Origin of the sequence: Geminicoccus flavidas (genome assembly GCF_009806515.1) — a bacterium.
GTDB lineage: Bacteria > Pseudomonadota > Alphaproteobacteria > Geminicoccales > Geminicoccaceae > Geminicoccus > Geminicoccus flavidus.
In genome coordinates this window covers 1-6410 of sequence record NZ_WUJP01000051.1, presented here as the reverse complement: position 1 = coordinate 6410, position 6410 = coordinate 1, and the positions used below count along the sequence as shown (strand labels likewise).

4 protein-coding genes and 1 pseudogene are annotated in these 6410 nt (G+C 65.7%); 1 reads left to right on the top strand and 4 read right to left on the bottom strand.

What is annotated here, in order from left to right; translation table 11 throughout:
* A pseudogene (locus EQG76_RS01385) lies at window positions 1-269 on the top strand (hypothetical protein); the annotation flags it as partial.
* 256 nt (window positions 270-525) lie between these two features.
* Here EQG76_RS01385 and EQG76_RS01380 read toward each other — a convergent pair.
* The 4 genes from EQG76_RS01380 to EQG76_RS01365 all read right to left on the bottom strand — a co-directional run.
* Window positions 526-1833, bottom strand: coding sequence for a right-handed parallel beta-helix repeat-containing protein (locus tag EQG76_RS01380; protein ID WP_159709925.1), 1308 nt, complete (start codon window positions 1831-1833; stop codon window positions 526-528).
* 231 nt (window positions 1834-2064) lie between these two features.
* Window positions 2065-4332, bottom strand: coding sequence for an SMP-30/gluconolactonase/LRE family protein (locus EQG76_RS01375; protein ID WP_255476448.1), 2268 nt, complete (start codon window positions 4330-4332; stop codon window positions 2065-2067).
* 425 nt (window positions 4333-4757) lie between these two features.
* A complete protein-coding gene (locus EQG76_RS01370) occupies window positions 4758-5210 on the bottom strand; it encodes a DUF3280 domain-containing protein (protein WP_159709921.1) in 453 nt (150 codons plus the stop codon).
* Between the two features lie 227 nt (window positions 5211-5437).
* Window positions 5438-6410 (bottom strand): ATP-binding cassette domain-containing protein (locus tag EQG76_RS01365; RefSeq protein ID WP_159709919.1); only part of this gene is annotated, 973 nt, incomplete at its 5' end.

Below are 6410 nucleotides of genomic sequence, written 5' to 3'. Positions count from 1 at the left end.
TCTGGACCTGGGAGCAGGGCGACATCAGCGCCAACCCGACCTATGGCGGCGACTTCGAGGCGGCCCTGCGCGCCATCAAGGCGCGGACGATCATCGTGCCGATCGACAACGACCGCTATTTCCCGCCGGTCGACAGCCAGAACGAGGCCCGCCACATCCCGAACGCGGAGGTGCGGGTGGTGGCCTCGGCCTGGGGCCACATGGCGCTCATGAACCCCGGCGACAGTGCTGCCATCGACGCGCCGCTCCGCGAGCTGCTGGCCGGCTGAGCGGGCGTCCCGAGGCGGTGGGCTGTCCCAGAGGCCCCCCGCCTCCATCACCCCCGGCGCGGCGCCTAACGGCAGCGCTGCTTGTCCGCTACCGGTGCTGCCACACCCTCTCTACCGGGATGAGCAGGATTGTCGCCGCCAGCAGCGGCAGGATGATGGTGTGGACGCGATCCGGAGCAAGTGGCTGCTCAGGAAGCTGCCGACAATCGAGCCGGCTGCAATCGATCCGGATGCTCTCCGAGGAACAGCATCCAGTTCATTGATTCCTGCGGGCGCAGCTCCGGTCAGCCTCGCAGTCATGGGTCAGATATTTGCCGGTGCAGTTTCCGTCCTGGACCACGAAGTCGCCCGTGCTGTCGTAGTAGAGCTTCGGCGCATCACTCCAGTCGGGTAGTCCGGGCACCCAGGCATTGAAGTCTGCGCCGTTCACGATGAACGGCCGGCGGCAGATCATCACCCTGCCGGTGGTGGACGATTGGCGGATGGCCAGAAAATCGTCGGCATAGCCGCGGCCAGCCAGGACAATCTGCGCGTCGCCGGCAATCGTGTTGCGCTCGAACAGCACACCCACCGTCGGACGGCCGATCAAGGCGAGTTGCGATCCGGCCTCGCAGGTCCGTAGCTTGCGGCCGATCAGGTAGAGCTGGCGTTCGCAGCTTCGCGAGTTGCGGTCCCAGTTGGCAACCCTCAGGGGTTCGCTGATCCCGGTGAACCGGTTGCCGAGGACGAAGATGCGCTCGATGTTGCGGGCAAATATCCCGACCGTGCCGTCCTGCTGGCCGGTGAAGTCGTTGTCCTCGACCACGACATTGCTGACGGTCCGGTCGGTCGATCGCGTTCCTGCCACCGTGTCCGGCTCCTGACCGCCATCAATGCAGGCCTGGCCGCAGACCTGGAAACGGTTCCGCTGGATCGAGACATCCAGGACCTTCTCCTTCAGCGACAAGGAATGGTTGAAGTAGCCGTCGAACAGATTGTCGCGGACCAGGAGCGTGCGGGTGCCATGGACCCGCAGCCCATAGTCCATGCGCACCCCGCCGATCCCGCCGCTCTCACTGTCCCGAAGCATGTTGCGAAACAGGTTCCTCTCGACCAGAACCTGCTCGACCTCACCGACCTCGTCTCCTGTCAGCAACAGGCCGTAATTGCTCTGCTGGTGGAAGTAGTTCTGGGTGAAGGCGAGGTGGTGGCTGCGCATGACGGTGATACCGTTGCCTGCCTCTGCCTGGTCGACCTCGAAGGCAAGGCCATGGATGCGCAGGTAGGATGAGTCCAGGATCTCCAATTGGCTGTTCCGGAACAGCGCCTTCCCGGTGATCGGGGCCTCCAGATCCGATGCATTGACGGCAGGGTGCTCCGCCTCGATCTGGATGGGGTGTGGCCGGGTCCCCTTGAGCGAGATCCTCGTGCTGGGATAGGTACCTTCCAGAAGGATGACGCGATCGCCGGCCTTGAGCATCGGCAGGAGGCTGTCGAATGCTTTGGCGGAGGTGCGGCTCTCACCAGACCCAAGGCCGGCCGGGCTTGCATAGAAGGTGCGCAGCGGTGGCTTGGCCCAGTCCATCGCCACATGCTCGATCGTCGCCGGAGCCAAGGTCGGGGCAGTGTCATCGGCGGCCGAGCATGGCTGACCTTCAAAGGCGGCAATCGCGCCAGAGACAGCCGCAATGATGGCGAACCTGTTCATGGAAGGGTGCTCCCGCCCGGCTGCACATCTCCTGCCATCGAGCTGATAAGGTCGAGGACATGGAACCCGGCGGAGAAGAAACGCCCTACTCCCATACCACCCGGGCGGTTACGGTTTCAGCTGTCGGTCGGGCGTGGTCCCGGCATGCCCCTGCACCACCACCGCCTCCGCAACAGTCGGCCGGACCGCGCGGACCACGCCGTCCTGCTTGGTCAGCAGGTAGAGCTCGCCCGTTTCATCGGTGCCAAGGCGCAGGTCGACCCGCTGGTCGTTGCCGACGAGCTGCTTGAGCGTCGTCTCGCGCCCCCCGTCGAGCAGCGTGAGCTCGCGGATCTCGGCCTGACGCCCCGGGACCAGGTCGTCGACCGGGACATGGAACACCCGACCGCGAACGATGTCGCCGAAGACGTAGTGCCCCCACAGTTCAGGCAATGCGTGGCCGCGATAGACAATGCCGCCCATGACGGCGTCGCCCTCGTCGTGATCATACTGGGCCACGGGATAAGTGAAGCCGTTCTCGGCGTCGCCGGCAGGCAGCTTGAAGATCTTGCTGGAGTCGTCGGGGTCGATGGCAAAGGTGCCCTCGCGGATACCCCAGCCATAGTTGGCGCCCCGCAAGCCCAGGTTGATCTCCTCGACATATTCCTGGCCGATGTCGGCGATGAGCATTTTCTTGGTCACGGGGTCCCAGGTGAACCGCTCTGGATTGCGGAGCCCGAAGGCCCAGGTCTCGGGCAGGTAGCCTTCCTTGCCGAGGAACGGGTTGTCGGCCGGCACGCTGTACGGGTCGTTTGCGTTGCCGAGCGGGTCGATCCGAAGGATGGAGCCCAACGGCGTGGCCGGGTTCTGCGCCTGGCGGAATGGATCGGGGATGCCTTCCCGATAGGCGCCGTCGCCCCAGCCAAGATAGAGCTTGCCGTAATCGGCCTCACCTGGACGCGCCGTCGGGTTGAAGGCGATCAGGTCGAGATTGTGACCCTTGCCGGGCTCTTCGGCGCGCAGGATCTCGCGACGTGAGCCCGGGTCGACGCGATCGTGATCGTTCGGGTCCACCCGCCATTCGGTCAGTACGTCATGCATCACGACGGTGCCCGGGCCCTTGAGGAGCCTGGCGGCACCGCTGGTGCTGGCAGGGGTCTCAGTGGTGGCGGTGTAGAGCTTGCCATAGCCTGGGGTCCCAGGCCGATCGAAGTCGGGATGGAAGGCGAAGCTGCGCAGCCCCACCTGCTGGTTCGTCACGATGAGCGCGGCACCGCGGTTCTGCCGAAGATCGAGGAACGGCTCGGCTGCCGGCACCCCATTGCGGACGAGCCAGATGATGCCGTTCTGGTCGGCAAGATAGAGCTTCCCGGTACCGTCGCCGGCATCGGCGAGCTGGATCAAGGCCCTGCGCGGGAAGGCCCTGGTGAGCCTGGCGGTTTCAGGGGCCTGCAGGACGGTATCTAGCTCAACCTCGATGCCGCTCTTGGTGATCCTGCCCCGGATGGGATCGGGCGCGGCAAGCTCGTCGGCATCATCGCGTTCGCGATGGTCCACGAACTGCTTCTTTACCGCGATGCGCCAGACCTCGTTCTTGCCAGCCTCGGTGACATAGAGGTAGCCGTCATGAAAGGCCAGGTTGGTCGGCATCCGGCCCGCCTCGGGCGGAAGCGCGATGGTGCCGATGAGGAACTGGTCGGGATCGAGGACGATCACCTCGCCCGCCCCCGCATGGGCGATGTAGAGGTTGCCTTCGACATCGAAGGCGATGCCGTCGGCGGTGGGCTTGCCCTGGAGCTGGAACACCACGGAGCTGTCCAACGTCTGCTCCGGGCCCGCTCTTCGGCGGATCGAGACGATCCGTTTTGCGGCACTCTCGGCGATCAGGAGAAACCGTCCCGAAGCGTTCAGTGCGAGACCATTGGGGAAAGCGAGGCCTTCCGCATACCGCTGGACCTCCTTCGATGGCTCCGGCGAAACGTAGTAGACGACCCCGGTTGGGGAAAGCAGTGTCGACTTTGCTGTGCCGTTGCCAGGATCGCTGAAGTAGATACCGCCGAACTTGTCGAACACGAGGTCGTTCGGCCCAGCAAAAGTCTGGCCCTGGAACTCGGTGACATAGTCATCGATGGCACCTGTGGCGGGATCGAGTACGAAGATGCCGCGAGCGGCATCGGCACCGAAGAGCCGGCCATCTTTATGGAACTTCAAGCCGGCAGGGATGCCGCCGGTGTTCGCCACCGTCATGCATTGGCCGTCCGGTGTCACCTTGTGGATATCACCGCTCCTGACACTGACCATCCAGAGATTGCCAGCCGCATCAAAGGCAGGCCCCTCGAGAAAAGCGCCGCACTGGGTAAAGCGCTCGGCCCGGCAATCGCCGCAGATCTCGGCCATCGGGTTGCTGGCCGCCCCGCCCGGCTCGGCCGCTGCGGGAACCGATGCTGCAGACAGCAGGACAGCCGCCAATATGGGCCACTTCCGCATGTCGGGCCTCCCGCCTGGATGTCCGGATCCCGTGAGCAGTGACGCTGTGCGGCGACACGAAGAAAGATGTTCCGCTGCCTTTGTCAGCAACAAAAAGGAACTGACCTGATTTCAGCTATGGGCGCAGACAACCAGAAAGCGCCACAAAGCGCAGCTCAGGGATGACCTCTTTCGTGGCACAGCATCATTTCTCACTGCCGTGAGTGTAATCGGGCTCTACGCAATAGGTATGTTTGCATCGCGCCTGATGTGACGCAAGATGATTTTCATTGTTCTGCCGGCATGATTTCCGGTACTTCCGGCCTGCCAAACTCCGTCTCATGCCCCCGCTGAAATCACCCGCCGGGGAACGGCGACGACCGCGAGACATGGTCCGGGTCCTCGTTCAGGAGGACGTTCCGCGCCAGGTAGCGGACCCCGCGCTGCCAGGCCTCCGCCGTGTCGCCGCGCAGCGAGACCGCCCCGTCGCGGACGACTCGCCCTGCCGCGACATCGACGAGCCAGACATGCATGGAAGCAACCAGCGTCGAGATCTTGTGCACGACCGTGATCGCGGCGACCTCGGCACCGGCATCGCGGGCCAGGCCCTGCCAGCAGCCGTCGCAACGATGGAGCGGCCCCGCCGCCTGCAGCCGGCCCTGCACCGGCGCCAGGTCGACCGCCCGATACTTGCCGGAATCCTCGAGGAGCCGGTCCAGCTCCGCGGTCGCGTCCTCGATCCGTCCGGAGCGATCTGCCCCGGGCGGCTCGCCGCTGGTGTCGGCGAACTCGACTGGGAAGACCGCCACCGGCCGTGGCTCGCTGGCCTCCGCGGACGACGCCCGGGCCGAAGGCCAGCATTGCGTAAGGACAGCAACGACGGCGAGCAGGAGCCAGGGGAGGCGGGCAGGCGGGATCGTCTTGGTCAAGGCTATGCCTCCCTCGACAGGGGACCGCGGAGTGCCGCATCCTAGCACCTGGCCGCCGGCCAGCCAGTCCGCCGTTCATCGCTTCCCGAATGCAGCGCGAACGGGGCTCAGAGCCCCGCCGCCTCCTTCATTGTCTCCAGCTCCAGCCAGCGCTCCTCCATCGCCGCCAGCTCGGCGCGCTTGGCCTCGACGCTGGCATTTACCTTGGCGAACCCGTCCGGGTCCTTCAGGTAGAAGTCCGCCTGGCCCAGCTTCTCCTCGAGCCTGGCGATCTCGACGGTAACCGCCTCCATCTTGCCCGGCAGCCGCTCCAACTCGCGCAGCAGCCTGGTCTCCATCGGCCGCTTGGGCCGCTCCGACTTCGGCTTCTCCGGGGCAGGCCTGCTCGCCGCCGCCGGCTCCTCCGGCGCCCGCTGCACCAGCCAGTCCGAGTAGCCGCCAGCATATTCCTGGACCCTGCCGCCCGCCTCGAACACGATCGTGCTGGTCGCCACCCGGTCCAGGAAGTCGCGGTCGTGGCTGACCACCAGCACGGTGCCCTCGTAAGCGTCCAGCGTCTCCTGGAGTAGGTCGAGCGTGTCCATGTCCAAGTCGTTGGTCGGCTCGTCCAGCACCAGCAGGTTGGAGGGTGCCGCCAGGATCTTGGCGAGCAGCAGCCGATTGCGCTCGCCGCCCGAGAGCACCCGGATCGGCGTGCGCGCCTGCTCCTCCTCGAACAGGAACGAGCGCAGGTAGCCCACCACGTGCTGCCAGCGGCCGAGCACGTTCACCTGGTCGCCGCCCTCCGGGCAGAGGGTGGTCCAGGGCGTGGCGTCGGGGTCGAGCTGCGCCCGCGTCTGGTCGAACCGGGCCAGGGTCAGGTTGGTGCCGAGTTTCACCTCGCCGCTGTCCGGCTCCAGCTCTCCCGTCAGCATCCGGAGCAGGGTGGTCTTGCCCGCCCCGTTCGGCCCGATTAGCCCGATCCGGTCGCCCTTCAGGATCCGGGTCGAGAAGTCCTGGAGGATCATCCGCTCGCCGAAGCTCTTGCTGATCGCCTTGGCTTCGATCACCAGCGTGCCGGACGCCTGGCCGGCCTCCATG

What these genes read in the sequence shown, in the direction of transcription:
- EQG76_RS01380 (WP_159709925.1), bottom strand. Translation starts at nt 1,833, where the DNA reads ATGGACTGGGCCAAGCCACCGCTGCGCACCTTCTATGCAAGCCCGGCC.
- EQG76_RS01375 (WP_255476448.1), bottom strand. Translation starts at nt 4,332, where the DNA reads ATGGCCGAGATCTGCGGCGATTGCCGGGCCGAGCGCTTTACCCAGTGC.